This is a genomic window from Streptomyces canarius, assembly GCF_014650735.1.
Taxonomy (GTDB): Bacteria; Actinomycetota; Actinomycetes; order Streptomycetales; family Streptomycetaceae; genus Streptomyces; species Streptomyces olivaceoviridis.
Window position 1 is genome coordinate 1 of record NZ_BMVN01000054.1, and the last position, 25,088, is coordinate 25,088.

Consider the following 25,088-nt stretch of genomic DNA (forward strand, 5'->3'; position numbering starts at 1 on the left):
CTCGACCAGCCGTTCGGCCATCCGCGGTGCCTTCGGACGTATCAGGGTCACGAGCCTGCGGCGCCGCGCTGCACCACCCCTGGTCCGCCGGCCTGCCCGGTGGCCGACCCCACCTCGGGCCGCAGGCGCCGGCCCACATGGAGACCACCCTCACCGCCCTGACCGGGGTCCTGCCCGACGTCGACGCCGTGGCGCGGGCCGCAGAAGCGGTGAGCGCCTACGCGACCGGAGCGATCCGGCGCGATCCGGCGCGAGATCGGACAGACGAGAGTCGTCGGCAGGCCGGGTCCGGCGCGTATCCACCCGGACGCCGGCGACCGGGCGACACCCGCGGCCGGGCCGCTTCGTCACCGAGGCCGACCCCACCGATCCGACGGCGACGTCCGACGCGGGTCTACGGCTGGTCCTGGACGGGATCACCGGCTCTCACGGCTGGGGCCGGACGCCTGTCAGGGCGGTCGCCTCCTCGCTCGTGTGGCCGACTCGACAACCGAGCCGTCTTCGAGCGCGCCTTCCGTCGGCAGGGCCCGCTCATCCGCTGCGCAGCCGCCCCAGAGGGGCGTTAGACGCTGAGTGAGATCGCGGCGCCGATGCCGCCCAGGCCGAGGGCGACGGCCGCCTCCGTCCAGCCGCCCCTGCCCCAGGGGAGGAAGCGGTCAGCGGCCAGCCGGCCGGGGCCGATGGCGGCGACGGCCAAGGCGGCGACGGCGATCGCCACGTTGTACTCCACACCGCCGTACGTGTCCCACAGGCCGTGGGCGGCGGTCACCGTGACCATCGCGTTGATCATGACGCCGATCAGGGCGGCAGCGGCGAGCGGGGTCAGCAGCCCCAGCGCCAGACCGAGACCGCCGAGCAGCTCCGACAGGCCCCCGATCACGGCGAAGAGCTTGCCCGGGCGATACCCCAGGGACTCGAAGGCCTTGCCGGTCGCGGTCAGGCCGCCACCTCCGAAGAGACCGAAGACCTTCTGAGCGCCGTGCGCGGCCATGAACAGGCCGAAGGTCAGCCGGAGGAGCAGCAGCCCGCAGTCGGCCGCGGTCACCATCGGCCCGGTGGCCCTCGCCGTGGGCGCCGTGGCGGTGGGGTGCGCTGTCGACTGCGGGGACTGAGGAGAACGGTTCAGGATGCGTTTGATCAACATGACAATGGTCCGGTTGGAGCGCCGAGACGGGCGTTTCCCCCAGCTCGCGCGGATGCCGAGCGACCGATGACGTGTGGGTGCGCGCGCCGCACACCAGCGCAGGGCACACACGCCTCACAAGCGATCCTTGCCGTGCGGGCCGCGTTGTGCATCTGGGAGGTCCGACACCGAGGTGGGCGGCCGGGCCGACGGCACACCGCTCGCGGCGCGACACCGACAGCGTTCCGGCAGAACAGCGACACCGCCTCGGCGCCCCCACCTCGATGGTGAACGCCGTGTGACCGAAGGTCCGTGGGCGCGCTCCTGATGGTCATCTTCGCCACCGGGTCCGGACACCTGTGCTCCGCCGCACCGGTGTGCGGTGGTCGTGCGCGTCGGTGACCATCGGCGCGCACGTCTTCGAGGAAACGCGTGATGACACTTCGTAACAAGAGACCCGTGGCGGCCGGCTCACGCCGTACCGCGGTGGCGGCGGCGCTGGCGCTGGTGCTCGCCGGTGCCGTGGGCGGGGCGGGAACCGCCTTCGGCTCCGCCGCCGACCCGGCAGGGTCCCGGAACACGGCGCACCGTGACTGGCTGCCGGACACACCGCAGAACTGGCCGGTGGTGGTGAACCACACCCGTACACCGGCCGAGACCGTCACCCGTGGGCTGCGGCACTACAGCGAGACCTACGACACCGTCGGCGGTCGCCAGCACATGCAGGTACTCACGGCTGATCTGACCGATCCGAATCTCCGGGTCGGGATGGTGGAGGCCGGTGACACCCTCACCGACCCGGCGGACGAGACGCCGTCCTCGATGGCCCGGCGCACCGGCGCGGTGGCCGGCGTCAACGGCGACTACTTCGAGATCCACGGCAGTGGACGCCCGCTCGGCGGCATCGTCTCCGACGGGCACATGCTGAAGAGCCCCAAGCCGGGTTTCGCCTCCCAGCTGGGCGTCAAGCCCGACGGCACCATGGTGATGGGCCCGCAGACGTTCTCCGGCACCGTCACGGCCGGTTCCGCGACCCGCTCGCTCACCTCGGTGAACACGGTGAACGACGTGTCGACCGGCGGCATCACCGAGGTCACCCCCGATCTCGGCGAGACCCCGGACCTGGCCGAGCCGTCCACACTGGTGCTCGGCCGGGCCACGGACGGCGGCTTCGTCGTGGACGGTGTGCGGACCGGCGTGACCACCGTGCCGCGGTTGGCCGAGGGCCGGCTCGGCCTGCTGGGCGCCGGCGACGGCGGGCAGTGGCTCGCCGACAGCCTGCACACCGGTGACACGGTCGGCATCGCCACCCGCCTCTCCCCCGACAACGATGTCACCCAGCTGATCAGCGGTGTCGACACCCTGGTCAAGGACGGCAAGGTCTACCGGGACCCGACCGGCACCCCGCCGAGCGGCGCCAACCCGGAGACGGCCGTCGGTATCACCAAGGACGGCGAGCACGCCGTCGTCGTCGCCGTCGACGGCCATGGCGGCGCTGCCACGGCCTTCGGCGTGACCAGGGACGAGGTCGCCGGTTACCTGGTCGCCCACGGCGCCTGGACCGCCATGCTGTTCGACGGCGGCGGCTCCACCACCATGGTCAGCGGTGCTCCCGGCGCCGACCGGGCCGAGGTCGTCAACACGCCGTCCGACCTGCCCGGCAACACCGAACGCCCGGTCGCCAACGGCATCTTCTTCTACTCCACCGCCAAGGAGTCCGGACCGGCCGTCAAGGTCGTCGTGAACGGCGGGAAGACACTCACCACCGTCGCCGGCGGCTCCGTCCCGCTCCCGGTGTACGCCGTCGACCGGTTCGCCAACCCGGCGGCCGGCCACGTCCGGGTCCGCGTCGAGCCCGCCGACCTCGCCACGTACGACAACGGCGTGCTGACCCCGCACCGCACCGGCACGGGCCGGATCATCGCCTCCGACGGCACGGCCTCGGCCGCCGGGAAACTGGAGGTCGTCGGCAGGCTAAAGACCCTCACGGTCGCGCCCGACAAGGCCGACCTCGACAACGGCGCCACCCAGCAACTCACCGTGTCGGCAACGGACAAGGACGGCGACCAGGTGCGGATCCCCGCCGAGGCGGCCACCTGGAAGGTGAGCCCGGCGGGTCTCGGCAGCGTCGACGCCCACGGCCTGTTCACCGCCGACGCCGACGCCGGCGGGCTCGCCGAGGTGACCGCGACGGTCGCGGGCGCCACCGGCAGCACGTCGATCGCCGTCGGCAGCGTCCACAAGGTCATCGACCCCATGACCAGCCTGGACGTCTGGCGGCTCAGCAACAACACCACCGGCAAGCCCGCCACCCTGGCCGCCGACCCGGGCGTCGTCCCGCCGGGATCCGACGAGCCGGGATCGCTGAGGCTGGACTACTCGATGCCGGCCGGGTCCGGCGTGAAGCAGCTGGTGCTCTCCCCGAAGACCACCCTGAGGACCGACACGAACAACGGCCAGGTCCCCACCGGCATCGGCGTGTGGATCAAGGGTGACGGCAACGGCATCGAACTCGCCGAGAAGTACATCGGCGTCAACGGCTCCTCGACCACGCTCTACCCGACGTACGTCACCTGGAAGGACTGGCACCTGGCGGTCGCTCAGCTGCCCGCCGGCATGCAGTTCCCGCTGACGATCAGCTTCATCGACTTCCTGGCGATCAGCCCGAGCACCCCCTACAGCGGCTCGCTCAACGTCGCGGGCCTCCAGGCCCTGTACTCTCCGCGGCCCGTCACAGCGCCCGCGTACCACGCCGTCCCGGAGAATCCGGCGTGGCTTTCCTTCGAGGAGGACTCCGCGGACTTCGCGAGGCGCGGCACCACCCTCCTCACCGGTGACGACGCCCATCTGCTCGCCTCCGACCCCGGGTCGGTGAGCAGCAACGTGATGGACTCGATCGCCGGGCGGCTGCCCACACTCGCCCCGCAGGCCCGGCCGGACGCGGCCCAGTTCCTCGGCGACATGGCCGACGACGGCAAGCTCCCGGATCTGCGGTTCGCCAAGTCGAAGATGGACGCGCTCGGCATTCCCGAGCGTGACATCGTCGGCAACCACGAGATCACCCAGGGCGCCGACGCCGAGAACGGCAACTACAGCGACACGTTCGGCGACACCCACTACGCCTACACCCAGGGCGCGGCGCGGCTGATCGTCACCGACAACTCACACGGAAGCCTTCAGTCCTCGGACCCGTTCCAGGACCCGGAGGGCGCCCAGTACCCGTGGCTGGTCCAGCAGTTGACGGACACCACCGCCAAGGACGTACTGGTCGTCACGCACATGCCCGCCTACGACCCGCACCCTGCCGCGAACAGCCAGTTCACGGACCGCTGGGAGGCCCGTATGTATCTGCGGCTGGTGCAGCGCTACCAGCAGGCGCACCCGGAGCAGCACGTGATCATGATGTACGGTCACGCCCGCGGCTTCGCCGAGCAGATCCTCGATCCCGAGGGGCGGAGCGTGACCGCCGACGAGGGCGGCATCCCGCAGTTCACCTTCGCCGACCTCGGCATGCCGGCCTACGCGCCGGCCGACCAGGGCGGCATCTACCACTTCGGGCTGATCCGGATCGGTGACGACGGTGACCTCCAGTACACCGTGGAGCCGGCGCTCGCGTCGATCACGGTCCACGGTCCGAAGGACCCCGTCGCCCAGGGCGACCGCATCGACCTGAGCGCGACGGGCGAGCAGATCGGCGGCGACAACATCGCGCCGCTCACGATCCCGGTCGCGGACCCGGTCTCCCACGTCTGAACGTCGAGCGATCCCAAGGTCGCCTCGGTGGATCCCGCCACCGGCGCCCTGACCGCCCACCGCCCCGGCACCGTCACCGTCTCGGTGACCGCCGGCGGTGTCACGGGTCGTACCGGGGTCGTCGTCCGGTGACCTGACCCACGGCCGGGGTGCCCGGGTCTCCTCGGGCACCCCGGCCCACCGGGACCGCATCCGGAGCCGGCCGGCCGACCGGCCTCACCGCGCGGATCAGGGCGCCCCGCCTCCGTGCTGCCGACGGCCCACGCCGAGACTGGAAGTTCAGGGGTTCGGCGTGTCCGGGGTGGCGGGGGCGGCGCGGCGATCGGCCTCCGTGCTGCCGCCCCACACGCCGTACCGCTGTTCGGACGTCGCGGCGAATCCCGCGCACGGAACGCGCACCGGGCACTGCCGGCAGATCTCCTGCGCCCTCTGCTCGCGCCGGCGCCGCGCGGAGCCCCGCTCACCGGGCGGTGAGAAGAACACCGAGCTGTCCATGCCCCGGCAGGCGGCCTCGGCCTGCCATTCCCACGTCCGCAGAAGCGGCTTGAGCTGCGTCGTCATCGGCTGGTGCTTCCTTTCGGCTGCGGTCTCATGCGGGGGGGGATTGGCAGGGGGGCCGCGCGGGCGGTCGCATGCGGGGTCAGCTCACCGCGTGGACGGCGTCGCGGATGAGCCGGGCCACGGCCGTGGGCTGCGAGAGGGTGACGGCGTGCGAGGCACCGTCGATCTCGACCACCGTCGCCCCGGCCCGCGCGGCACCGAAGCGCTCCGCATCCGGGGCGATCACCCGGTCCGCGCCGGCCACCAGGGCCCACGACGGTTTGGTCCGCCACGCGGCGGCAGTGGCCTTCTCCTCGACAGCGGCCAGGGCCAGCGGAGGTTGACAGGAGGCGAGCACCTCGGCGACCGGGGCCGAGACATCGGTGGCGAACACGGCCGCGAACGTCTCCACGCCGAGGGTCACTTCGACGCCCGCTCCGCCACCGGGGACCGGGTAGCTCCACCGCCGGAGGCCGCCCGCCGGTCCGGCGGCGGGGAAACGGCCCTGGAGTTCGCCGAGGCTCTCCCCCTCCTGCGGCACATGGGCGGCGACGTAGACCAGGGCGACGACGTTGTCGGCGGTGCCCGCGACGGTGATCACCGCGCCACCGTAGGCATGCCCGACCAGGACGACAGGGCCGTCGATCTGCGCGGCCAGCGACGCGATGCGCGCGGCATCGGCCGCGAGGCCGCGCAGCGGGTTCGGCGGAGCGACGACCGGGATGCCGTAGCTGTGCAGCTCGGCGACGACGCCGAACCAGATCGCCGTGTCGGCGAACGCTCCGTGAACCAGGACGACGGTGGGGGTTGGGGGCATGGCGGTGTTCCTTCCCGGCTCACGGGTGTGTCGGCGAGGGGTGGCCGGCCAGGGGGCGGACGCTGGCGTGCCCGGCGGCCTCGACGGCTTCGCATGGATGGCCTCGTGGGCGGTGGTGGGATGCGGGGCTGCGGCGGCGGGAGATGCCGGCGGACGGGCCCGCGGGTGCGTCTGGCGGTGGCGGGTGGCCGGCTCAGGCGTCGCAGGACACGGCGGCCTGCCACTCCTTGGGGGTGATGCCGTAGGTCTGCCGGAAGAGACGGCTGAAGTGGGAGGGGCTGGCGAAGCCCCAGCTGTTGGCCACGGCGGCCACGGTACGGCGCCGCCCGCGCAGTTCGGCGCGGCAGGCGTCGAGTCTGCGCTGCCGTATCCAGGCGCTCACGGTGGTGCCGCCGGACTGGAAGAGCTTGTGCAGGTAGCGCACCGAGATGTGGTGTGCCCGGGCGATCGACTCGGGCGCGAGGTCCGGGTCCATGAGGTTGTCCTGGATGTGCTGCTGGATCCGCGCCAGCATCTCCTGGGCCCCGGGTGCGGAGCGCCGGCCGCGCGTCTGGAGGACGTCCCCGACGAGGAGGGCCACGAGGTCGGCCGTGTTCAGGGCGAGGCGACGGCCGCCGGTCAGGCGCTGGTGGCGCGGCGTTCTGGCGAGTGCGGTCAGGAACTGCGAGACCAGCGACGTCAGGCCGCTCCGACCGCTGAGGCGGGTGTGCGAGACCTCGTGCAGATCGGCCGCCGACGCGTCCAGCAGGCACAGGGGGATACGGAAGAGGGCCAGCTTCTCGCCGCTGGAAAGGAGCTGGGGGCGGCGGAAGGCGGCGCCGATGACGATGTCACCGGGCTCCAACCGCAGAGGGGAATCGTGCGGGAAAAGCACCGTCTCGTCGGAGACGTTGACGGCCAGATACAGGTGGTCGTCGTCGCCGACGGTCGGCCAGGGCAGGTTGATGAATGGGCCTGAATCATTTCCCGGGGCCGTGGTGGACGGCTCGTGTTCGGGGGTTTCGGGCATGGCAGGGGTGATCGACCGGGTCACATCGGGCTCCCGTCGCTTCTTTTTCATGTTCGGTTTTCCAAAGAGGAAGCCGGAAGGCGGATTCAGACGTCCACGTCGGTGTGATCCACCGGATCCGGCTGCTCGGAGAGGAATGCGCCGACGACGTCGTTGAAGGCCGGCGGATTCTCCAGGAAGGGAAAGTGCGAGTTGGCCACCGTGGCCGGGAAGACATGGAGTCGCGCGCCCGGGATCCGCTGGGCGACGAACTGCTGCGAGCGCGGGTGGACATGACTGCCGTCGCATCCGATGACCAGCGTCGGCACATCGATACGGGGCAGCACGTCCCGCCAGTCCTGGGCACAGTGGTCGAAGAGCAGCGGCACTCCCGCGTGCGCGGGGGTGGCTCTGATCTGCTCGGCCACGAAGGAGAGGATCCCGGGGTCGGGGTCACCGGAGAACATGCCGCGGACGAACTCGTATCGCGCCTGTTCACCGCCCGGACCGGCGAGCTCCGCACCGAGCGCGAGCAGACCGGCCACGTCGAAGATGGCACCCGACTGCCGTTGCTCCTCGACCGACATCCACGGCACCGCGGCGACGGCCGCGGGCTGGTCCACGGCGACGAAGCGCCGGAGACGGCCGGTGCCGTACTGGTCGACGAAGCTCCACCACACCGAGGCCCCCATCGACCAGCCCAGGGCGTCGAACCGGTCGAGACCCAAGTGGTCGACGAGGTCCAGCACATCGGCCGCGAAACGAGCGACGCGATAACCGTGGTACGGCTTGTCGGACACCCCGTGCCCCCGGAAATCCAGGGTGATGACGCGGTGCGCGGGGGAAAGTCCCCGCACCTGGTGACGGAACATCTCCTGCGTCTGTCCCCAGCCGTGCAGCATGACCAGAGGGAATCCCTCTCCCCCGCTGTCCCGGTACACCAGGCGCACTCCGTCGCCGGTCGTCAGCTGTTCCACGGCCCCCACGTCAATCCTTCCTCGTGCTCCACCGCTACGGCGTGCTCCGCGTCGGCGAGTTGCTTCTGTTTCACGGAGCCGGCCTCAGCACGGCTCCCGCATACCGGAATTCTGTGCCACCCGACACCTCGCGCACCACCGCGCTCCGTAGTGATCGACCGGCGGAATCTTCGTCATTCTGTAGGGGGCTGGTACCGCACCCCGGCGCCGCGTAGTGATCGGCCGGCGCGCATTTCCTCACTCTGTAGGGCGGGCCCGGTTCCGCCCGGCACCGGTGGGGTGCCGCGTTCTCGCGCACCGGGAGGCGGCCCGGTCAGACGGCGGCCTGGACATCGGTCTCCGCCTGGAGCAGCTCAAGGGTGCGCAGGCCCAGGTGCAGGACCAGGCGGTCACCGCCGCTGTCGAGGTCGAGGCCGGTGATCTCCTGGATCTGGCGCAGCCGGTAGTACAGGGACGTGCGGTGGATCTGAAGGGCCTCGGCCGTGCGCGGGATGGACCCGGCGTGTTCGAGGAAGCACCGCAGAGTGTCCACCAGCCGCTGGCCGCCGGGGCTGTCCAGCAGCCGGTGCAGCGGTGTGGGCACCAGGGACGGGGTCAGGGCGTGGTCGGGTACTTGAAGGAGTACGGCGAGTTCGCCCAGCGATTCCCACGCGCCGACGCCCTTGAGGTGGGGCAGCCGGCGCGCGGCGCGGGACGCGACCAGGGCCTGCGCGTGCGAGGTCCAGGCGTCGGCGAGGCCGTCCTGGGTGCCGCCGATGCCGAGGACGGGGGCGGCCGAGGCTTCCAGGTAGGCGGCGAGGGCCTCCCGGACGGCCGTGGCCTGGTCTGCCAGTTCCTGTGCCGTCAACGGCCGGGCCGAGACCTGGAGGAGGACCGCGCCGTCCGGCGTGGCGGCCATGGCGCCGTCCGCCGAGCGCGTACGCAGGAACCTCTCCAGGGACGCGCGCAGCGCGATCTCCACCTGTCCCGGCGGCTCCACCGAGCGGGAGACCTGGACGACGCTCACCACCGCGTGCGGGGCGTCGGGCAGAACGCCGCCGTCCAGGATCTGCCGGCGCGCCGCGGCACGGGCCGCCTCGCCGGTGCCGAAGAGGGAGTGCAGTGTCTCGTGCAGGTCCACCTCGTCGGCGGAGGCGGCCAGTTGGTCCGCGCGAAGCTGGGCGCTGATCGCCGGCACCGCCTGCGCGACACGGTCGGTCTCCTCGCGGGTGAGCGTTCCCTCCGGCGCGACGACCATCAGCAGGCCGAGCAGTTCGCCGCGCTCGCGCAGCGGAACGCAGTAGCGGGTGAGCAGCCCCAGGTCGTCGCGGCCCGGGATGAACCCCGGCTTCGTCCAGCGGGCGACGCCCTGGTCGAGGACGTACCGGATGGCGACGTCGTCGGCCCGGCCCCGCAACAGGCTGCGGATGCGGACCGGGTCCTCGTCGCCGAAGTGCTGGCTGGAGCAGATGAGCCGTACCAGGGGGTCGTCGACGACCACGGACCGCTCCAGCCGTTCCGCGAGTTCCTCGATCAGTTCCTGGAGCGCGTCGCTGCCCACCCGGACGCGCAGTCGCCGCTCGGCCATGGCGTCTCCCTCCCTCTGCCCCGGTCTTTCTACAAGGCGTGGAAGGAGAGGTTCAAATGTTCAACAAGGTGCGGAAGACCTTGCCGGGGGCCGCGGGAGCTGCCGGGTGGAGGCGGTACGGAGGCGTACGGACGCGTCGGCGGCCCCGCCGGGGCGGGGAAACGCCGGGTGATTGCCTCAGAGCGCACCGCCCCTGGTCCCCGAGCGCACAGAAGGGCCGGCGTTCTTGCCGTGGCGGGTCGGCCGGCACCCGCGCAAGAGTGCACTCACGGGACAGTCCCGGTGCGCTCGGAGAACACGGGGCCGGAGTGACGCGCCAGGGTCAGCAGGTGCGGCCCACGTAGTGGGCGCCCTGGATCTTGGTGGCGGAGCCCAGCCAGGTCTTGCCGGGGGCGACGCACCGCTCGTAGTCGGGCGCCAGGGCCACCTCGACCTTGATCACCACGTGGGAGCCGTCGGAGGTGCAGTGGTTGTAGTAGGCGTCGGAGCCGGTCTCGTAGAAGCCGCACGGATCGGCCGCCGCCGGGGTCGCGGTGGCGGTGCCGGCGCCCAGGAAGGCGAACGCGAGGGCGAAGGAACCGAGAGTACTGGTGAGCTGACGACGGACACGCACGACGAACTCCTCGTGGGATGCGGGAGGGAGGAAGACGTGCCGCCGGGACGGCGGGGCCGGCCGGGCGGGCACGCGCCCATGCTCACGGACCGCGCCGGCCCGGTACGCCTCCTGCCCTCCCGATTCACCCGCCGAATCATTTCCTCGGTACGCCATCCGGGTCACGTATCCGGACGCGCGCCCCGGAACTGCCCCCGGCCGCCGAACGAAGGGGCCGCTCTCCTCAGGCCGCGGCTCGTCGGCCGAGGGAGTCCGGTGCCGCCGTCACCGTCCGCTTCAGCGCCTGGGCGCCGGCGCCCGCGCGGGAGCGCAGGTTCACTCCGTGGGCGAGCAGGGCCGGCAGGTCGGCCGCGGCTGCCGGACCGGCCCCTGTGGCGAGCTGCCCATGGGTCCGGGCCGTGACGAGCGCCGTGTACATCGCGTCCCGCACCTCCTGGTGGTGCTGGTCGAGGAGCGCGCGCACGCCGGGGTCGCCGTTCCCGGCGCCGGCGTGCGCGTGGGAGACCCGACGGCGGGCAGTCCGCGGTCGTCCCGCGCGAGCCGACGGAACGCCGGCTGGGACCGCCGCTCGACAGAGCGGCGGAGCGCGGCGAGATACAGCTCCTGCTTGCCGCCGAAGGCGGCGTACAGGCTGGACCGGTTGAGGCCGGTCGCGGTCACGACGTCCTTGTTCCAGGAAACGTGACATCACCCTGCGGCCCGCCGTCAGCGCCCTCACCGTCGGCGGCCGGACGGACGGTCGCCCTGGACGACCTGCTCGCCACGGGCCCCGTGGTCCTGACGTTCTTCGACGGCGGCCACCCGCGCACCCTGCCGCTGCCGGCGACGTACGTGATCGACCGGGCGGACACCATCCGCCGGGCCCTCGTGAACACCGACTACACCAGCCGCGCCGAGCCGGCCGGCATCATCACGGCCCTCGACGCACTGGACCGACGCCTGGCACCCGGCGCGGGGTCGGTCACTGCTTCAGCGTGTAGAAGTGGATCGGCGAGTTCGGCCTGAAGCCGATGCGGGGATACACGGGCGCTCCCGCCTCGGTCGCGTGCAGTGTGGCGCGGGTCAGGCCGGTGGCCCGGGAGCCCTCGTACAGAGCCTTGCGCGTCACCGCCTCCCCGTAGCCCCTGCGCTGCCAGTCCGGCGAGGTGGCGACCAGCACGACGAACAGGCGGCCCTCCGCCTCGACGGCTCCGGCGCACGCCACCGGGACACCGTCCCGCAGCCCCAGGTAGGCATGCACCTGGTGCTTCCACAGCGCCGAGCCGAGGAGTCCGTCGCGGCCGTCCTCCAGCGGGAAGCCGTACGCGCGCGAGTTCAGGTCCGCGTACGCCCGCACGTGTTCCTCGGTGCTCACGCGTACGAACGTCAGGTCCGGGTGGGACGGCTCGGGGATGGGGAGGAGGTCGCCGGCCATGCCGGTGCCGGGGAAGGCGTACGCAAGGCCCGCCTCCTCGGCCGCGGTCCGTACGCCCGCGCGCGCCTCGCCGCCGAGGAGGTCCTCGAAGAGCCACAGGAATCCCGGGTGCCGCTTCGCGCGCATGATGTCCGCCGCCTGGCCCAGGCGTTCCCGGACCAGGGCCGTGTCCGCGTCGACGTCCGTCAAGGTGACGCAGTTCCAGAAGGAGAACCGGCAGTCGGCCCAGCGGACGGCGATGCCCGGGAGGTCCCGCACATCGGCGTCCGTGTCACGGTCGAGCACCATGGAGCGCCAGACCACGGCGAGCTGCTCCATCGATTCGACCGACTCGGCACGGCTCTCACGATCCGTCACATCGCCTCCTCAGCAGTGAAGTTGTCGCAGCCTATCCCTGTCCGTTGGCTACAAGTGCTTAACGCATCTGGTCTGCCAGGGACATTCTTGTCGTCGGCTCTTGACTGGTCTGGTCCAGACCTTTAGGTTCACCGGCCAACAGCATCTACGCATACGACCAGCACTCACGTTCATGAACGCCTTCGTTCATGCCTGGCCCCCTTCCCGGGCCCGGCCGAGAAGGGAGCATCGGATGCAACAGGTGAGATCCGGCGTGGCACGCATCCCCATGTGGCTGGCCTTTCTCCTCGCGGCCCTGGTCAGCCTGACAGCACAGCCACCCGCCCAGGCCGCGCCGGCCGCGGAGCCCTTCCGCGTACTGGCGCTGTACAACGGCACCTATGACGCCGCACACATCAGCTTCGTCCACGAAGCCAACCAGTGGTTCCCGCAGCAGGCAGCCGCGAACGGCTTCACCTACACCGCCAGCAACAACTGGGACCTCCTGGCGAACGGCGGTGTCAACAACTACCAGGTGGTCCTCTTCCTCGACGACCTGCCCCAGTCGGCCGCCCAGCGGGCGGGCTTCGAGCAGTACATGCGCAACGGCGGCGCCTGGATGGGCTTCCACGTCTCCGCCTTCACCACCGACGCGCAGAGCTGGCCGTGGTACCACAACCAGTTCCTGGGCAGCGGGAACTTCGTCTCGAACACCTGGGGACCGACCAAGGCCGTCCTGCGTGTGGAGGACCGTACGCACCCCTCCACCCGGAACCTGCCCGCCACCTTCACCTCGTCGGTGAGCGAGTGGTACAGCTGGTCCAACGACCTGCGCCAGAACCCCGACATCAAGATCCTGGCCTCCGTCGACCCCAGCAGCTTCCCGCTCGGCACCGACCCCAACCAGACCTGGTACAGCGGGTACTACCCGATCCTGTGGACGAACACCAAGTACAAGATGCTGTACGCGAACTTCGGCCACAACGCGATGAACTACGACACCAACACGGCCCTGTCGTCCACCTTCGCCAGCGCCACGCAGAACCAGTTCATCCTGGACGGGCTGAAGTGGCTGGGCGGAGCGGCATCGTCCCAGCCGCCCGCGGACGGCATCTCCGAGACCGCCTGGTACACGCTGAGCAACGCCGGGAACGGGACGTGTGTCGACGCCCGTGCCGCCGGCACCGCCAACGGGACCGTCATCCAGCAGTACACCTGCAACTCCACGACGGCACAGCAGTTCCAGTTCCGCTCCACCGACAGCGGCTACACGCGCATCGCCGCTCGCGGCAATCCGCAGCAGGTCATCGACGTCGTCGACCGTTCCACAGCCGACAACGCCCCCTTGCAGCTGTGGTCCTACGGTGGTGGCACCAACCAGCAGTGGCTGCCGGTGAAAGAGGCCACCGGGCGGTACCACTTCACCGCCCGGCACAGCGGAAAGTGCCTGACCGCGTCCGGCACGGCCGCCGACAGCGTCCAGCTCACCCAGCGGACATGTGACGGCTCCGCCGCCCAGAGCTTCCAACTGGCCGCCCAGCCCTGATCACTCGGCCCCGGACCCGCCCCCCTGGCCGGACACCGCCGCCCCGGTGCCACGTCCGCCGCGCAGCCGCGGACACCGCATCGGGGCGGCACTCGTCGCGGCACCCGCCCGCGGGCGGGTGCCTCGTTCACAGCGCCTGACGGATGGCGCGTGCCAGGTCGGCCGCACTGGTCAGGGTGATACGGGGCGTGTCGACGAGAGCGGTGTCGATGACCGCGGCGAGTCGGCGGGGCAGGGTGGGCAGCCGGTCGCGTACGGGCACGACCGGCTCGCGCAGGACCACGGCGACGGGATCGGCACCGGCCGGGAAGTCCCGTGGCGGCGAGCCGGTGAGCATCCAGTACAGACAGGCCGTCATCGCCCACAGATCGACTTCGGGCAGCGCGTACTTGAAGTCGATGACCTGGCCCCGCGGCATGAAGGCCAGGCTGCCGCCCATCGCACCGGTGAGGGTGTGGCCGGACAGGCCGGCGCTGTCGAACGCCTTGGACAGGCCGAAGTCGGCGACTTTGACGGTCGCGCCGTCCCTGGCCCCGGTGAGCAGGAGGTTCTGCGGCTTGATGTCGCGGTGCACCAGTCCCCGGTGCGTCGCCGAGGTCCCGTCGGCCAGCCGTACCGGCACCTTGGCCGCATGCGCGTAGTGCAGTCCCCGGAGCGCCTGGAGGGTCACACCCACCGCCTGGTCCACGCCGAGTCTGCCGCCGGCGCGGGCCACGAGGTCGGCGACGCTGCCCAGACGGCAGAACTCGCAGGTGAAGTAGAAGGTGCTGTCGTGCACGCCGCCGCCGTGGAAGGCGACGACGTGGGGATGGCGCAGGGCGCGCGTGCAGGCGAACTCGCGCAGGAAGCCGTCGCGGGCTGAGGGGTCGACGGCACGGTGGGCCGGCAAGGTCTTCAGGGCGAGGAGTTCGCCGGTCTCCTCGTTCCGGACGAGGTGGACGACGCCCTGTCCGCCGCGGCCGAGTTCCTGGAGCAGCCGGTAGCCGCGGATGCCGGTGAGTCCCGGCTCCCCGGCCTCGGCCGCGTCGAGCAGCGTGTGCAGTGCGTCGACGGGGTCCCGCGCGTCGGCGCGCGCCGGCGAGGGCTCCCCCGCCTGGACGGAGACGCGCAGTACCGCGCCGCCGACGCGGATCTCGTCGTCGTCGGCCAGGTCCCGCCCGGCCGAGCCCGACGGCAGCCGTTCGCCGTTGACGTAGGTGCCGTTGCGGCTGCCGAGGTCCCGCACCCGCAGGTGCGGGGGATTGACGTCGAGCAGGCAGTGGTGCCGGGAGACCTTCGTCTCGGTGCGGGCCAGCCGGATCCCGCACTCGCTCGCCCGGCCGACCAGGCAGGTGGTGCGGTGGGTGAAGACGTACGCCGCGGCCGTGGGCGCGCCGTCGGGGGTCAGGGTGACGGAGGACGGCATGTCACCAGTCGTAGTCCCAGTCGAGTTCCCAGCAGCGCACGGAGTCGACCCCGGCTGCCAGCAGGTGCCGGGCGTCGGCGCTCAAGGCCAGGCCGAAGACCTGGCCCTGGTGTCCTGACAGGACGCGCAGCCGCCGCCCCTGGTCGAGGTCCCACACGTGTACCTCCTGGTGTGCGAGGCCGGCGAGGGCGAACCGGCCGTCGGAGGTGAGTGTGAGGGCGTTGACCAGGCCGGGGTCGCGGATCTCCCGGAGCACGCCGCCCATGGCCAGGTCGAGGACGACCAGGGTCCCGTATCCGGCGATCACCGCGCGCCGGCTGTCGGCGGAGGTCACCAGCGTCCTGACGCTGTAGTGGCCGTCCACCGTGCAGAGCCGGCGCCCGCTCGCGGCGTCGTAGGCGTGCACGCTGGAGAGGCCGTACTCCAGCAGGGTCCGGCCGTCCGGGGTGAACCGCAGGCCCGCTCGGCCGGGGCGCCCGGTGTGCCGCCACAGACGCTCCCCGGAGACCAGGTCCCATCCGCAGAGGTCGTCCTGGTCGTAGCGCCGCTGCCGGTCCTCCGCGGCGCCGGCGAAAGCGTTCGACGCGCCGTACCGGCCATCGGGGCTGATCGCGGCCGACTCCACCTGCCCCTGGTGGGCGCGGAACGCGAGGGAGGGCTTCGCGTGGTCGCGGCGCCTCGCCACGTCCTCGATGTCCCAGCGGCACAGGTGTCCGCTGTCGTCGCCGGTCAGCAGCCATCCGCTGTCGTCGGCCAATGCCACGGCCCTGACGTCGTCGTGCGGCAGCGTGACGGTCCTGTCGTCCCGCAGATCGAGCAGGGCCGCCTCTCCCATGCCGTGGACGACGGCTCGGGTGCCGTCGCCGGTCATCACAAGGGCCACGTCGGCCGTGGCCGTCGAGTCGATCACGCGGTACTGCCGTGCGTTGGCGGCGTCGCACAGCAGGAATTTGTCACCGTGCAGCGCCGCGAGGAACAGGCTCGTGTCCCCGACGAACGCGAGCGCCGAAGGGTGCGCCACTCTGCCGGTGAAGTCGAACGTCTGCCACGCACCGAGCAGTCCGGTACGGCGCCCGTGCCGGCCCAGCGCGTTCCACGCGTGCCGCAGGTCGGGATGCCGTGCGTGGCCGGGCACCGCCCGCGCGGTGCGCAGACAGGCGGCCGACCGGGCGTAGCGGCCTTCGTCCAGGAGCCGTTCGCCCTCGCGCATGGCCGCCCGGAACCGCCCGGCGTGATCGGACAGTTCACCGGCGGCCCGGGGCCGGGCGTACGCCCACGGCGCACGGTAGCCCGGGACCGGAAGGGGTTGCACCCTGATCCGCACGCCGTCCGTCGTGGGCAGTACGGCGTAGCGGCCGTCGGCGCTCACCGCCAGATGGCACACGTACCGTGCCGTGCCGTCGTCGAACGTGCGCAGGCAGCGGCCGGTCGCCGTCTGCACCACCAGGAGCGGGGTGCCGCCCCCGACGACGGCGAGGGAGCCGTCGGGGGTGAGGGCGAGCGCCGTGACATCCGTCAGGTGGTGAGGCGCCTGGGTCGCGATCCGGCCCGTCCGCACGTCCCACAGCACCATCGGTCCACCCCACACCTGCACGGCGTACCGCGCGCCCGGGGCCGCGGCGGCTCTCCGCACGAAGCCGCCCCAGGCCGAGTGGAGGGGATTGGCCCGCGGCTCGGTGAGGACTGCCCCGCAGACGCCCGTGGCGACGTCCCACAGGCGGATCTTGTCGTCTCGCAGGTCGCCGGCCGTCAGCGCGACGGCGCCGTCGTCACTGAGCGCCAGCACGGTCATCAGCTCCACCTGGCTCTGGACCGGCCCCAGGACTCGTCCCGTGCGCAGGTGCCAGAACAGGAGGGTGCCGTCCGCGTGCCCGGTGGCGGCGACCGACCCGTCACCGCTGAGCGCGACCGCGGTGACGCCGGCGGCAACGGGGCCCTGCGGCAGGGGAAGCCGCTCGCCGTGCGCGAGGTCCCATGCCTCCGGCGGACCCTGCTCGCGTCCGACCAGGCCGATCCGCCCCTCGGCGTCCAGGGCGGTCACCACGACGGCCGGGCCCTCGGAGGTCAGCTCCCGCAGGCAGCGGCCTCCGGCCGTTTCCCACACCCGCAGGCTGCCTCGATGGTCGCCGGACAGCACCAGGCCCCCGTCGGCCGACACCGCCACCGCGCTCACGCCGGCCTCGTGGCCGGCGAGGACCACGGGGCGCGTCCCCGGATCGTGTGTCAGCTCCGCCAGCGCGGCCTCGGTCTCGGCCGGGTCCGGTTCGCCCGGGGCCGCCGGGCGCAGCAGTTCGGCTGCGCGCTCGCGGTCGTCGCGCTCAAGGTGGACCAGACCGATCAGCCGCGCGCCCAGGACGTCGTCCCCGCTGATCTCACGGGCGGACTCCAGTTCGGCGATGAGGTCGAGATCGGTCTTCTGCGCCGTACGCCAGCGGTGCAGGCCGAAATTGAAGGTCGCGATCAGGTGGTGGGGTTCCGCCGTCATCGCCTCCCGCCACCGCGCCTCGGCCTCCTCGGTCCGGCCGAGGTCGAGCAGGGACAGCGCCTGGTTGGAGAGCCCGTCCGCCAGCAGGGCGGCGGCCTCCGGAGCCCGCCGCGGGAACGGTGTGCCGGTGAGGTCGCCGTACTCGGCGCGCAGCACGCCGGCGACTTCGTCCAGCCGAGCCGGCCGCGCCGTCGCCTCGGTCTGGAAGCACTGGCGCAGCAGTCCCACGACCGCCGGCGGCATGGGCGGCACGCGGGGGTCGGCCGGGCCGGCGTCCAGCAGCGCTTCGAGTACGGCTGCGGCGGCTTGGCCGTACCGGGTGGGACGGCGGCCGGTGAACATCTCCAGCACGGTCAGCGCCCACGACCACACGTCCGTGGCGGGGGTCAGCCGGATCTCCCGGCGTCCGGCCGCGGCGAGCGCCTGCTCGGGGGAGCAGTAGGCCGGCGTCATACCGCCGAAGGTGACGGCGGACGGGGCGGCGGGTGTCCCGCCGGTGTCCGCCGGACGCGCTCCGGCCAGCCCGAAGTCGGTGACCTTGGCGGTCCCGTCGGGTTCGAGCATGACGTTGGCGGGCTTGACGTCCTGGTGGACCAGGCCGGTGTCGTGGGCGTGCTGGAGGCCCCACGCGGTCTGGACGGCGATGTCCAGCACGCGCGCGAGGGCGGCCCGGGGACCGCCCTCGTAGAGGCTGCCGCCGGTGATCGCCTCGGCGAGGCTGCCGCCGTCGACCCACTCGGCGAAGACACGGGGCAGGCCGTCGACCGTGCGGACGTAGGCGCAGTTGACGGTGTGCGGGTGCAGGCCCAGGCCCACCCAGGTGCCGGCTTCGGCTTCGAACCGGCGCCTGCCCGTCTCGGAGGCGACCAGCTCCGGGCGGGGCGTCTTGACCGCGAGGTCCACGTTCCAGCCGCGGTGCCGGACGCGGTGGACCACGCCCATGCCGCCGCTGCGCACGTCGTCGAGTACCTCGTACAGATCGAGGACCACCTCGCCGGGCCGCCAGGTGCCGAGGGCCATCGCCGCGCCGTCAGTCGGCCAGGGCCACGTACAGGGGGCTGCCGAGCAGTACCCGCATGCCGGGACGGGCGTCGAGTTCGGGGTAGGGGCTGGGGCCGGACAGCAGGCGCCGGGCGACGAACTCCACCTGCTGCCGGGGGCCGCGCAGCAGGCGTCCGGCGGTGTGCACCCAGGCCAGGGACGACTGCTCGGCAGGCAACTCGGCGCTGTCGGCGGCGAACGCCGAGGCCAGGCCGGCCAGGAGCGTCGGCACCGAGGAGGGTGCGAACTCCTGGGCCTGCGGGGCGCTCGCGCCGAGCACATGGCCACTGGCGCCGCCGAGACCGAGGATCGTCTGCTCCGTCCGGCCGCCGAAGTACACCAGCGACCCGCCGTTCTCGCCGTTCAGGGGCCCCCACTGCATGGGCACGCTGCCGCGGAAGTACGGTCCCGGGTCGTCCACCGATCCGGTCTGCCCGGTCTCCTCCAGGTGCCGCAGGACGCGCTCCAGCTTGGCCGTCCGGTCCGGCGCCGGTGCTTCGACACTGCGTCTGACGCTGAACAGCTTGACGCTCACGCCGGCTTCGGTGGTGCTCCTGCGGCCGAAAGCGGGGTCGATCTGGGAGAGCAGCATGTCGACCTTGGAGTCGCTGATGTACACGTAGTACCGGACCGTCACCCCCCGAGGCTATCGCGCAACCGCCGTCCGGGTCCCCGGTTTTGACCCCGGCATCGGAAGTCGCCGGGAGCCGGGGAGCCGAGGACGACCGCCGTCCGCTTCAACTCCCCTTCCTCGCGCGGCGCGAGGCACGGCCGGGGCGCGAGTAGGATGATCGAACACATGGCCTGAACCGCTCACCCGCGCAACGGAGCTGCTATGACGACCGATTCACTGCCGCCCCTGGGGATCGACACCAGCAGGGCGCACCCCGCGCGGGTCTACGACTGGCTGTTGGGCGGCAAGGACAACTACCCGGTCGACGAGGCCGTGGGCAAGCGGCTGCCGGCCGAGGCGCGGGACGCGGCGCGGCAGAACCGCCAGTTCATGCACCGGGCCGCCGCCTGGCTCGCCGGGCAGGGAATCGACCAGTTCCTGGACATCGGTACGGGCATCCCCACCCAGCCCAATCTGCACCAGATCGTCCAGGCGATCGTGCCGACGGCGAAGGTCGTCTACACCGACTACGACCCGATCGTCCTGCGCCACGCCGAGGCGCTGCTGATCAGCGGCGACGACGGTGTCACCGACTACATCCAGGCCGATGTGCGGGAGCCGGACTCCATCGTCCGGCACGCCCGCCGGATCCTGGACTTCGACCGGCCGATCGCGCTGTCGCTGATCGCGCTGATGCACTTCGTCACCGACGAGCAGGACGCCCACGGAATCGTCCGGAACCTGATCGCCACGCTGCCTCCCGGCAGTCACCTGGTGCTGTCGCACGCCGCGTCCGACATCCATCCGGAACTCGCCGCGCAGGTCACGGCCGAGTACGCCAAGGGCGGCATCCAGCTCGGTTTCCGCTCGCGCCAGGAGGTGGAGCGCTTCTTCGACGGCCTGGATCTCGTGCCGCCCGGCCTGGTGACCGCCACGGAGTGGGGCGTGTCGGGTACGGACGCGGTGCCGGAGGACAGCGGGATCTATGCGGCGGTGGCCCGCATTCCGTGACTCCGCTTCCGCCCTGCGGCGGTGCGCCGCCGGTGCACGGGCCCCGGTGACACGGCCGGCGGGGCGGCGACGGGTACGGCTGGACGCGAACGGCTCCCGGCCGCTGCCGGCCGGCGACGACGCCGAGTCCGAGCCGGAGAGGGTGGCGGTGCGCGGGGAGGCTGCGGGTCCTCTGCCGCCCTCCTGATCCGGTGGCGGCCCGGGGCACCGCGTGCCGTGCTCAGCCGGGCGGCGGCGTGGCCGGTACAGCCGGCTCGTCGGCCGGGAGGCGGACGGCGAGCGCCGCGATGTCGTCCTGGAGCCGGTCGCCGCTGTAGGCCAGCAGGTCGCGGTGGAGGCGTTCCAGGAGCTCCCGGGGCGGCAGGGCGGACCAGGAACGCAGGCGCTGGAGCAGGGGGTAGAAGGAGCCGGCCGCGTCACGTGTCTCGGTGATGCCGTCCGTGTACAGCAGGAGCTGGTCACCGGGCCGGAAGGTGTAGGCGTCCACGTGGTACGGCTCCCCCAGCAGCACCCCGAGGTTCAGCGGCGGCGCCGACCGCCCCCGGTCGAGTTCGCACACCTCGCCGGAGCGGATGCGGACCGGGGGCGGATGGCCGCAGTTGACGACGCGGATCAGCGCCTCTCCGAAGGGGATCTCGGCGAAGACCGCGGTGACGAACCGTTCGCCCACCTCGCTGCCGCCCAGCAGCACGGCCCTGCGGTTCATGCTCGTCTCCACCCGGTCGGCCAGGGCGGGCAGAGTGGGTTCGTCCTGCGCCGCCTCGCGGAACGCGCCGAGCAGGGCCGCGGCGGTCTCCACCGCGAGCAGCCCCTTGCCCCGGACGTCGCCGATGAGCAGTCGGACGCCGTACCGGGTGGGGACGGCCTCGTACAGGTCGCCGCCGATGCGTGCCTCCGCGGCGGCGGACCGGTACAGGCTCTCCAGGTGGAGGCTGCCGATCTGGTGCGGAACCGGCCGGAGCAGGACCCGCTGGGCGATGTCGGCCACGAAGCGCAGGTCGGCCAGTGTGCGCTCACGGCGGACGCGGTGCGCGGCCAGGATCATGCCGAGGACGCCGACCAGGCCGGTGCAGATGTAGGAGGCCACGTAGTGGCGGTCCCACAGGTAGCCGACCTCACGGCCCGCGCAGCACGGGGTGCCGGCCAGCACCCCTTCCAGGACGACGGCGAACACGGTGGCGCCGCCGACGACGGCCGGGCCGTGGGCGAAGGCGGCCACGAGGGGCAGGGCGATCAGCACGAAGCTGACCGGCCACTCCACGGGCGTCGCGGGTTCCAGCAGCAGGAGGGCCGCGACGTACAGGACCGGTAGCCATCGCATCCATGCCGGAGGGGCCGACAACCGCGTGCGCGCACCGGCTCCGTCCTCCGGATCCCGACCGGTATGTCCAGGCTTCGGCATACGTGGTCTTCGCACACGGACTCCTGTCACAGGAACTCGACAAGACGTCCAGCCTGGTGCGCGGGGCCGCGACGCGCCGTGATTGCTCCACTCAGCGGCATGTTCCATGGGGTGGCCACGCGCGTACGGGACGTCCTGCGCCGGGGCGGAGCCGATCCGCTGCCCCTGCTCGTGCGCCGCAGCCCCGACCGGATCGGATCGGTGGGGTCTTCGAGGCCCGCCGCGGTAGCGGTGCGTCGACCGCCGAACGTGCCGCGGCCCGCCACGGGCCACCGCGTCTCCGTGCTGCCGACCAGCACCTGGTTCACCGCGTACCCGCCGGTGCGCGCCACGCCGGCCGGACCGTTCGAGGACCCCGGGCCGCGCACGACCGCCCGGCACGGGTCGTCGGGGCGGTGGCCAGGTTCGTGGGCACCCTGGACCCGTCCGTCGGCGGTTCCGGGTCCCGAGGCCCGGCGGAGCACACGACCGCCCCGGCCTCGATCCCCGCCGCCCGTGCCACGCCCCGCCCCACGCATCGGCGGCCACATCACAGGCCGGCCGCCCGCCCACCCCGGCACAGCACGCCCCGCCCCCACCCATCGGCGGACGCACCGGTCGCCGAGCGTGGAGGCGCAGTGCTAGAAAAGGGAGATGAGCGGACGTTCCCGCTGGCCATGGGCGAGCGCGGCGTCGCCGCCCGGTTCACGGGGGTCATCCGGTCCGACCCGTGACCGCGGGCTCTGGCCGCCACGCAGACGCCGTCTTTCGCCGTCCCTGAGCGTCCGCACGCTCGCCGCGCAGGTCTTCGTGCTGCAAGCGCTGATCATGCTGGTGCTGGTGGCGGCGGGGGCCACCGCCCTGGTGGTGCAGGGGCGGTACGACGCCCAGCGCACCGCCGAGGACCGCTCCCTGGCCGTGGCGGAGGCGTTCGCGCACGCGCCCGGAACGGCGCCCGCCCTGCGGTCACCGCATCCGGCCGTCCAGTTGCAGCCGGCGACGGAACAGGTGCAGAAGGGTTCCGGCGTCGACTTCGTCAGCGTCCTCGACCGGCGCGGAACCCGGATCACCGACAACGACCCCACCCTGATCGGCACGAAGGCCGAGGGCGTCGGCCGGGCCGCCATGGGCGAGATGTACACCGAGACGTTCCACGGCCCGCCCGCCGACGCCGTGCGGGCCGTCGTACCGGTGACGGACCCCGGCAGGCGCGTGGTCGGCATCGTCACCGCCGGGATCCGGTACAGCAACGTCGGCCAGGTGCTGAACCAGCAGCTGCCTCTGCTGCTCGGCATGGCCGCGGGGGCGCTGCTGCTGGCGACCGGGGGCACGGCGCTGGTCAGCCGGCGGCTGCTGCGGCAGACCCACGGGCTCGGGCCGGCCGAGATGACCCGGATGTACGAGCACCACGACGCCGTGCTGCACGCGGTGCGCGAGGGGGTGGTGATCGTCGGCGGCGACGGGTGCGTGGTGCTGGCCAACGACGAGGCGCACCGGCTGCTGGGTCTGCCCGGGGACGCCGACCAGCGGCATGTGCGGGAGCTGGGGCTGGGGCCGGTCCTGGCGCGGCTGCTGCTGTCGGGTGAGACGGCGTCCGACCAGGTCGTCCCGGCCGGGGACCGGCTGCTGGCGGTGAATATCCGGCCCACCGCCCCGTACGGCGGCGCCCAGGGCCTGGTCGCCACCTTCCGTGACACCACGGAGCTGAGGGCGCTCTCCGGGCAGGCCGAGGTGGCGCGGAGCCGGCTGTCGTTCCTGTACGAGGCGGGGGTGCGGATCGGCACCACACTCGACGTACGGCGTACGGCGGAGGAGCTGTCCGAGGTGGCGGTCCCCCGCATGGCCGACATCGTCACCGTGGAACTGCTCGACTCCGTGCTGCGCGGTGAGGAGCCCACGAGCGCGGTCCGCGAGATGCGCCGTACCGCGCTGCGGGCCTCGCGGGGCGGACACCCCTTGCAGCCGGTGGGCGAGGTGATCCGGTTCCTGGCGGCCGACACGCCGAGGGCGGCGGCGCTGCGGCGGGGCAAGGCCGTCCTGGTCCCGGACCTGCACTCCGCCGGGGACTGGCGGGCGCAGGACCCCGAGGGGGCGCGGCGGGCGCTGGACTACGGCATCCATTCGCTGATCACGGTGCCGCTCCGGGCGCGCGGGGTGGTCCTCGGCATGGTCAACTTCTGGCGTGGTGCGAGCTTCCCCCGGTTCGATGAGGAGGACGTCGCCGTGGCCGAGGAGCTGGTGGCCCGCGCCGCCGTCGCGATCGACAACGCGCGCCGGTACTCCCGGGAACACGCGCTCGCCGTGACGCTGCAACGCAATCTGCTGCCGCTGGGCCTGCCGGACCAGGACGCGCTGGAGGTCGCCTCGCGGTATCTGCCGGCGGAGTCGGGCGTGGGCGGCGACTGGTTCGACGTCATCCCGCTGCCCGGGTTCCGGGTGGCGCTGGTCGTCGGGGACATCGTGGGGCACGGGCTCCAGGCCGCGGTCACCATGGGACGGCTGCGCACGGCCGTGCTGAACTTCTCGTCGCTGGACCTGGCCCCGGACGAACTGCTCGGGCATCTGGACGAGATGGTGACCCGGCTGGACACCCAGCTGGACACCCCGAGCGCGACCGCCGGCGACGACGACCGGGTACCGCTCACCGGTGCCACCTGCCTCTACGCCGTCTACGACCCGGTCGGCGGGCACTGCACCGTCTCCCGCGCCGGGCACCTCGCACCCGCCGTGGTGGATCCGCAGGGCAGGGTGTCCTTCCCCGACCTCCCGCTGTCGCCGCCTCTGGGGGTGGGCGGTCATCCCTTCGAGGCCGGGGAGCTGCAGCTGCCCGAGGGCAGTCGCCTCGTCCTGTTCACCGACGGGCTGATCGAGAACCGTGGACGGGACGTCGACGAGGGCCTGGCGATGCTGTCCTCGGCCATCGCCGACGCGGACCGGACGCCGGAGGAGACCTGCCGCGCCCTCGTGGAGACGATGCTGCCCGGGCATCCCAGTGACGACGTGGCGCTGCTGGTCGCCCGGACCCGGCTGCTCGACCCGGCGTGCGTCGCGACCTGGGACGTCCCCTTCGACGTGGAGGCCGTGCCCCAGGTGCGCGGCGAGGCGGGCCGGCGGCTCGCCGACTGGGGGCTGGAGGAGACGGCGTTCGGCACGGAGCTGATCCTCAGCGAACTCCTGACCAACGCGATGCGCTACGGCGCTCCGCCCGTACGGGTGAGGCTGCTGCTGGGCCGCACCCTGGTGTGCGAGGTGGCGGACGGCAGCAACACCTCACCCCGGCTGCGGCGCGCGGCGAGCACCGACGAAGGGGGCCGCGGTCTGTTCCTGGTCTCCCAGTTCGCGGACATGTGGGGGACGCGCTACGCGCCGCGGGGCAAGGTCATCTGGGCGGAGCAGCGGCTGGAGGGCGTCCCGGAACCGGACCCTTCGGCCCTCCTGGACGTCCTGGGCATCTGACGTCCCGGCCCGGCTCCGGGGG

The 25,088-nt window shown here is 72.5% G+C and carries 18 protein-coding genes and 1 pseudogene; 6 read left to right on the forward strand and 13 right to left on the reverse strand.

The window, feature by feature from the left end; genetic code table 11:
• Nucleotides 1–562: 562 nt before the first annotated feature.
• A complete protein-coding gene (locus tag IE294_RS39935) occupies nt 563–1,144 on the reverse strand; it encodes a DoxX family membrane protein (protein WP_373315933.1) in 582 nt (193 codons plus the stop codon).
• Nucleotides 1,145–1,558: 414 nt separating this feature from the next.
• Between IE294_RS39935 and IE294_RS39940 the strand changes: the two genes are divergently transcribed.
• Both IE294_RS39940 and IE294_RS39945 read left to right on the forward strand, forming a co-directional pair.
• Complete coding sequence (locus IE294_RS39940) at nt 1,559–4,876, forward strand: phosphodiester glycosidase family protein (RefSeq protein WP_189894298.1); 3,318 nt, start codon at nt 1,559–1,561, stop codon at nt 4,874–4,876.
• Nucleotides 4,877–4,888: 12 nt separating this feature from the next.
• Nucleotides 4,889–5,008 (forward strand): annotated as a pseudogene (locus IE294_RS39945) (Ig-like domain-containing protein); the annotation flags it as partial.
• Nucleotides 5,009–5,155: 147 nt separating this feature from the next.
• Here the strand turns inward: IE294_RS39945 and IE294_RS39950 are convergent.
• From IE294_RS39950 to IE294_RS49445, 7 genes are all read right to left on the reverse strand, one after another.
• On the reverse strand, nt 5,156–5,437 hold the full coding sequence (locus IE294_RS39950) for a WhiB family transcriptional regulator (RefSeq protein ID WP_189894300.1): 282 nt from the start codon (nt 5,435–5,437) through the stop codon (nt 5,156–5,158).
• 79 nt (nt 5,438–5,516) lie between these two features.
• Nucleotides 5,517–6,233: an alpha/beta fold hydrolase gene (locus IE294_RS39955; protein ID WP_189894301.1), complete on the reverse strand. Its 717-nt coding sequence runs from the start codon at nt 6,231–6,233 to the stop codon at nt 5,517–5,519.
• Nucleotides 6,234–6,426: 193 nt separating this feature from the next.
• Complete coding sequence (locus IE294_RS39960) at nt 6,427–7,242, reverse strand: helix-turn-helix domain-containing protein (protein WP_229917820.1); 816 nt, start codon at nt 7,240–7,242, stop codon at nt 6,427–6,429.
• Between the two features lie 86 nt (nt 7,243–7,328).
• Nucleotides 7,329–8,198 carry an alpha/beta fold hydrolase gene (locus IE294_RS39965; protein ID WP_229917822.1) on the reverse strand — a complete coding sequence of 290 codons (870 nt, stop codon included), beginning with the start codon at nt 8,196–8,198 and terminating at the stop codon, nt 7,329–7,331.
• A 313-nt stretch (nt 8,199–8,511) separates the two neighbouring features.
• A complete protein-coding gene (locus tag IE294_RS39970; RefSeq protein WP_189815172.1) occupies nt 8,512–9,765 on the reverse strand; it encodes a PucR family transcriptional regulator in 1,254 nt (417 codons plus the stop codon).
• Between the two features lie 322 nt (nt 9,766–10,087).
• Nucleotides 10,088–10,378 (reverse strand): DUF6355 family natural product biosynthesis protein, encoded by a 291-nt coding sequence (locus IE294_RS39975; RefSeq protein ID WP_189894303.1) that lies wholly within the window; start codon nt 10,376–10,378, stop codon nt 10,088–10,090.
• A gap of 223 nt (nt 10,379–10,601) precedes the next feature.
• Complete coding sequence (locus IE294_RS49445) at nt 10,602–10,841, reverse strand: hypothetical protein (RefSeq protein WP_306433517.1); 240 nt, start codon at nt 10,839–10,841, stop codon at nt 10,602–10,604.
• Between the two features lie 218 nt (nt 10,842–11,059).
• Here IE294_RS49445 and IE294_RS49930 point away from each other — a divergent pair, with 218 nt between their 5' ends.
• On the forward strand, nt 11,060–11,383 hold the full coding sequence (locus tag IE294_RS49930) for a hypothetical protein (protein WP_229917824.1): 324 nt from the start codon (nt 11,060–11,062) through the stop codon (nt 11,381–11,383).
• Here IE294_RS49930 and IE294_RS39990 read toward each other — a convergent pair.
• Nucleotides 11,340–12,110, reverse strand: coding sequence for a GNAT family N-acetyltransferase (locus IE294_RS39990; protein ID WP_189894325.1), 771 nt, complete (start codon nt 12,108–12,110; stop codon nt 11,340–11,342). The two genes, IE294_RS49930 and IE294_RS39990, sit on opposite strands and share 44 nt — an antisense overlap.
• Nucleotides 12,111–12,381: 271 nt before the next feature.
• On the opposite strand from IE294_RS39990, the gene IE294_RS39995 reads away from it, so the two are divergent.
• A complete protein-coding gene (locus tag IE294_RS39995) occupies nt 12,382–13,674 on the forward strand; it encodes a ThuA domain-containing protein (RefSeq protein WP_189894304.1) in 1,293 nt (430 codons plus the stop codon).
• Nucleotides 13,675–13,801: 127 nt separating this feature from the next.
• Here the strand turns inward: IE294_RS39995 and IE294_RS40000 are convergent, their stop codons facing one another.
• Genes IE294_RS40000 through IE294_RS40010 form a run of 3 tightly spaced genes read right to left on the reverse strand, consistent with a single transcriptional unit; the run spans nt 13,802 to nt 19,242 of the window.
• Nucleotides 13,802–15,079, reverse strand: coding sequence for a protein kinase domain-containing protein (locus tag IE294_RS40000; RefSeq protein ID WP_189894305.1), 1,278 nt, complete (start codon nt 15,077–15,079; stop codon nt 13,802–13,804).
• A 1-nt stretch (nt 15,080) separates the two neighbouring features.
• A complete protein-coding gene (locus tag IE294_RS40005; protein ID WP_189894306.1) occupies nt 15,081–18,584 on the reverse strand; it encodes a WD40 repeat domain-containing serine/threonine protein kinase in 3,504 nt (1,167 codons plus the stop codon).
• A gap of 10 nt (nt 18,585–18,594) precedes the next feature.
• Nucleotides 18,595–19,242: a DUF7019 family protein gene (locus IE294_RS40010; RefSeq protein WP_189894307.1), complete on the reverse strand. Its 648-nt coding sequence runs from the start codon at nt 19,240–19,242 to the stop codon at nt 18,595–18,597.
• Nucleotides 19,243–19,440: 198 nt separating this feature from the next.
• On the opposite strand from IE294_RS40010, the gene IE294_RS40015 reads away from it, so the two are divergent.
• Nucleotides 19,441–20,229, forward strand: a complete 789-nt coding sequence (locus IE294_RS40015; RefSeq protein ID WP_189894308.1) for an SAM-dependent methyltransferase — start codon at nt 19,441–19,443, stop codon at nt 20,227–20,229.
• A 220-nt stretch (nt 20,230–20,449) separates the two neighbouring features.
• On the opposite strand, the gene IE294_RS40020 is transcribed toward IE294_RS40015, so the two are convergent.
• On the reverse strand, nt 20,450–21,550 hold the full coding sequence (locus IE294_RS40020) for a PP2C family protein-serine/threonine phosphatase (RefSeq protein ID WP_189894309.1): 1,101 nt from the start codon (nt 21,548–21,550) through the stop codon (nt 20,450–20,452).
• A gap of 870 nt (nt 21,551–22,420) precedes the next feature.
• Here IE294_RS40020 and IE294_RS40025 point away from each other — a divergent pair.
• On the forward strand, nt 22,421–25,066 hold the full coding sequence (locus tag IE294_RS40025; RefSeq protein WP_189894310.1) for a SpoIIE family protein phosphatase: 2,646 nt from the start codon (nt 22,421–22,423) through the stop codon (nt 25,064–25,066).
• Nucleotides 25,067–25,088 lie beyond the last annotated feature (22 nt).

Coding starts and splice junctions, on each gene's coding strand:
- IE294_RS40005 (WP_189894306.1), bottom strand. CDS start 18,584: ATGGCCCTCGGCACCTGGCGGCCCGGCGAGGTGGTCCTCGATCTGTAC.
- IE294_RS39960 (WP_229917820.1), bottom strand. CDS start 7,242: ATGCCCGAAACCCCCGAACACGAGCCGTCCACCACGGCCCCGGGAAAT.
- IE294_RS40000 (WP_189894305.1), bottom strand. CDS start 15,079: ATGCCGTCCTCCGTCACCCTGACCCCCGACGGCGCGCCCACGGCCGCG.
- IE294_RS39970 (WP_189815172.1), bottom strand. CDS start 9,765: ATGGCCGAGCGGCGACTGCGCGTCCGGGTGGGCAGCGACGCGCTCCAG.
- IE294_RS39990 (WP_189894325.1), bottom strand. CDS start 12,110: ATGGAGCAGCTCGCCGTGGTCTGGCGCTCCATGGTGCTCGACCGTGAC.
- IE294_RS39995 (WP_189894304.1), top strand. CDS start 12,382: ATGCAACAGGTGAGATCCGGCGTGGCACGCATCCCCATGTGGCTGGCC.
- IE294_RS39935 (WP_373315933.1), bottom strand. CDS start 1,144: ATGTTGATCAAACGCATCCTGAACCGTTCTCCTCAGTCCCCGCAGTCG.
- IE294_RS39940 (WP_189894298.1), top strand. CDS start 1,559: ATGACACTTCGTAACAAGAGACCCGTGGCGGCCGGCTCACGCCGTACC.
- IE294_RS39950 (WP_189894300.1), bottom strand. CDS start 5,437: ATGACGACGCAGCTCAAGCCGCTTCTGCGGACGTGGGAATGGCAGGCC.
- IE294_RS40015 (WP_189894308.1), top strand. CDS start 19,441: ATGACGACCGATTCACTGCCGCCCCTGGGGATCGACACCAGCAGGGCG.
- IE294_RS39955 (WP_189894301.1), bottom strand. CDS start 6,233: ATGCCCCCAACCCCCACCGTCGTCCTGGTTCACGGAGCGTTCGCCGAC.
- IE294_RS40020 (WP_189894309.1), bottom strand. CDS start 21,550: ATGCGATGGCTACCGGTCCTGTACGTCGCGGCCCTCCTGCTGCTGGAA.